3 protein-coding genes and 1 pseudogene are annotated in these 3,535 nt (G+C 65.3%); 3 read left to right on the forward strand and 1 reads right to left on the reverse strand.

Annotated elements, in window-relative coordinates:
• Positions 1 to 304, forward strand: a pseudogene (locus ACE3UY_RS08205) (thioredoxin domain-containing protein); the annotation flags it as partial.
• A gap of 102 nt (positions 305 to 406) precedes the next feature.
• Here ACE3UY_RS08205 and eis read toward each other — a convergent pair.
• Positions 407 to 1,660 (reverse strand): enhanced intracellular survival protein Eis, encoded by a 1,254-nt coding sequence (eis, locus tag ACE3UY_RS08210; protein ID WP_374687057.1) that lies wholly within the window; start codon positions 1,658 to 1,660, stop codon positions 407 to 409.
• Between the two features lie 125 nt (positions 1,661 to 1,785).
• Here eis and ACE3UY_RS08215 point away from each other — a divergent pair, with 125 nt between their 5' ends.
• Positions 1,786 to 2,409 carry a sulfotransferase gene (locus tag ACE3UY_RS08215; protein WP_374687058.1) on the forward strand — a complete coding sequence of 208 codons (624 nt, stop codon included), beginning with the start codon at positions 1,786 to 1,788 and terminating at the stop codon, positions 2,407 to 2,409.
• Positions 2,410 to 2,428: 19 nt separating this feature from the next.
• The coding region (locus tag ACE3UY_RS08220) for a hypothetical protein (protein WP_374687059.1) at positions 2,429 to 3,535 on the forward strand (1,107 nt) is incomplete at its 3' end.

Genomic DNA, 3,535 nt, shown 5'->3' on the forward strand with positions numbered 1-3,535 from the left:
CTATCCCAGCGCCTTTGCCCACTGGCTGGGCGCGGCAGCGTTCATTCTGGGCGAGCCGCAGGAGGTCGCCATTGCCGGCGACCCGGCGGCGGCCGACAGCCGGGCGCTGCTCGACGTGGTCTTCAGCCGCTACCGGCCCAACCTGGTCGTAGCCGCGGGCAACGGGGATGCGGCGGAGGCCATTCCCCTGCTGGCCGGCCGCGACCGGCTGGACGGCCATGCCGCGGCTTACGTCTGCCGCCGCTTTGTCTGCCAGCGGCCGGTGACCGACCCGGCGGCGCTCGCTTTGGAATTGGGAGAATAAATGAACCACGGATTTTCACGGATTCTACGGATGTAACGGATTGAACCTTATGTTCAATCCGTGGTCATCCGCCAAATCCGTGAAAATCCGTGATTCATTTATTCAAAAACTCGTCATGCACCACGGCCGGTGCGCGGCGCGGAAGAGGCGGTCTACGGCGGGAAGGTAGCTGGCGTCGGAGAGCGTCGCCAGGCCATAGGCGTGCAGCCGGGCGAAGTCAATCGCCCCGGTGACCAGCGACGAGAACTCGCTCACGTCCATGCCCACCTCCACGTCAGCCGCGCCGCCAGCCGCGTCCAGCGCCGCCCGCCCCTTCTCCACCCGCAGCGTGTAGCTGCCGCCGTTCTCCGGCAGGAAGCTGTCGGCCAGATTCAGCCGCAGCGCCAGCGTCTCCCCGCCGAAGTCGTGATCGCGCAGCGCCTCGAACAGGCGCGGCGTGTCCACCACGCGATACATGATGCCCGCCCCCTGCGTGTTCGTCTCGTGCCACAGCCCGGCCAGCAGGCTGCCGGAACCGTTGCGCGGATCGGTCAGCAGGTAGTGGAAGGTGTCGTCCTGCGTCTCGTGGATGATGCGCTCCACCTGGTCAGCCTGGGTGCGCAGGAAGGCCAGCAGCGCCGCCAACGCCGTCGCGTCGTCGTAGATGAGGGCGCGGATGCGGAGGTTATTCGACAGGAAGTTGTCCTCGCGCACCGGTTCGAAGCGAAAGATGAGGTAGCCGCGCAGCCGGCCGCCCTCCCGGTAGCCAGCAAAGCGCAGCGCTGGATCGGTGAATAGCCCATCGAGCACGTGCGGCGGCAGCTCGATCAGCCCGTTGGTGCGCTCCAGAAAGCGGTCGTAGCAGGCGGCCAATTCATCCCGGTCGTCGGCCGTCAGGAAGTCGAGCCGGGCGCGGCCGTGGGCCGCCGGCAGGGCGTCGGCGCGAAAGCTGTAGCGGTTCATCTTGACGCCGTAGCCGAAGCCCATGCGCCGGTAGAAGTCGGGTCGGAAAGGGTAGAGGGCGGTCAGGGCGGCCCCCTTGTCGCGGTAGTAGTCGAGGTAGAAGCGCACCATGTCGGCGGCCACGCGTTCCTTCTTGTGGCGCAGGTCAACCGCCACAGCGCCTAACCCGCCGACCAGCGTCCGCGTCTCGTGCAGCTTCATGGTGAAGTCGTAGCAGCGCATCACACCGACCATGCGCGCCCCCTCGTAGACGGCGAAGAAGTGGACGATGGGTTCCTTCTTCACCTTGATCAGGCGCTCGAGCATCTGGTCGCGATCTTCCTGGCTGACTACCTTCATGCCGGGGAAAGCCTCGGTGGTGATACGTATAAGCTCCGGCAGGTCGCTGTCCTCAACTTCGCGAATCGTCCGCATAGATATCTCCCCTGGAGAAGAATACCTCACGCAAAGAGGCAAAGAACGCAAAGCTCAGAAGCTTTCTGAGCTTTGCGTCTTTGCGTGAGATACTCTTCTGCCATTTGAGTTAGAATAGCATCCCTATGAAGGGACTGTTCCAAAAGCTAACCAAGTCAGGCCCGACGAAGTCGGACAATGACGAGTTTATCACGGTCGTCTCCGGCTTGCCGCGTTCGGGCACGTCGATGATGATGAAGATGATCGAGGCCGGCGGCGTCGCTCCGCTGACCGACCGGCTGCGCGCCGCCGACGCGGACAACCCCAAGGGGTACTATGAGTTCGAGCGCGTCAAACAACTGGACAAGGGCGACGCCGCCTGGCTGCCGGAGGCGCGGGGCAAGGTCGTCAAGGTCATCTCGGCCCTGCTGAAGCACCTGCCGCCGGGCGAGCAGTACCGCGTCATCTTCGTCCGCCGCCACATGAGCGAGATCCTGGCCTCGCAGCGCAAGATGCTGGTCAATCGCGGCGAAGACCCGGACAAACAGGACGACGCCCAGATGGCGATGCTGTTCGAGAAGCACGTCCGCCAGGTCGAGGAGTGGCTGCGCAACCAGCCCAACGTGCGCACACTCTACGTTCACTACAGTGACGTGCTCAGCGACCCGCTGCCGCAAATCGCCCAGATCAACGCCTTCCTGGGCGGCCAGTTGGACACCCAGGCAATGGCCGAGGTCGTCGATCCGCAACTCTATCGCAACCGGCAGTAGGCCGCCGGCCACTATCTTCATGACCCCATCGAAGTTGCATGGGCTGCTGCACGCCGTCGTCGCGCCCCTGCTGGTCGCGGCGGCCGTCTTCCTGCTCTACGTGCAGGTGGACAATCGCGGGTTTAGCGATCCCGTGTGGGCCCCCCACGTGGCGGCCAGCGTCATCTACGACGGCGATCCCTTTCTGGACGAGTTCCGGGAATGGGTCGAGGCGTTCGGCCACTTCGCGACCTTTGAGCGAGACGGCCACCTCCACTCCTACTTCCCGCTGGGCGGGCCGCTGCTGACCATCCCGGCGACGCTGGTGATGGACGCGGTCATGCCCCCGCTGCGGGGCGTCACCCTGCAAGCATACCTGGTCGCCCACGCGCCGACCGATCCGGCCGTCCTGCGCATTCAGCTCATTAACGCCTCTCTGCTCGTCGCTCTGTCAGCGGGCGTCATGTACCTGGTCGCCCGCGAATACCTGTCTGTCCTCTACGCCCTGCTGCTGACGGCCACCTACGCCTTCGCCACCCCAGCCTATTCGACCGCCAGCCGGATGTTGTGGCAACACGGGCCGTCGATGCTTATGCTCAGCCTCGTCCTGCTCCTGCTGGTGCGGGCGCGCCGGCGACCCGGCCTCATCCCCTACATCGCCCTGCCCCTGGCCGCGGCTTTTATCATCCGGCCGACCAACAGTCTCTCGGTGCTCCTGGTGACCGCCTACGTGGCCCTCCACTACCGGCGCTACCTGCTCCGCTATCTGCTCTTCGCGGCGCTGCTGGCCGCCCCCTTCGTGTGGATCAACCTGCGCCTGTACGGCGGCATCCTCCCGCCCTACTTCGCCGTCAACCGGCTGGGTCTGCCGCCCACGCTGGGCGAGGCGCTGCTCGGCAATCTGGTCAGCCCGGGGCGCGGACTGTTCATCTTCTCGCCGGTGCTGCTCCTGGTCCCGGCTGGCGTCCTGGCGCGGGCGCGCCGCCGGCAATTGGGGCTGCTGGAATGGACGCTCATCGCCATCATCCTGCTGCACTGGCTCGTCATCTCGGCCTTTATCCAGTGGACAGCCGGCCACTCCTTCGGCCCGCGCTTCTTCGCCGACGTGCTGCCCTACATGGTATTCTTCCTGATCCCCATTCTGGAA

Source organism: Promineifilum sp. (SeqCode), assembly GCF_041918635.1.
Classification (GTDB): Bacteria; Chloroflexota; Anaerolineae; order Promineifilales; family Promineifilaceae; genus Promineifilum.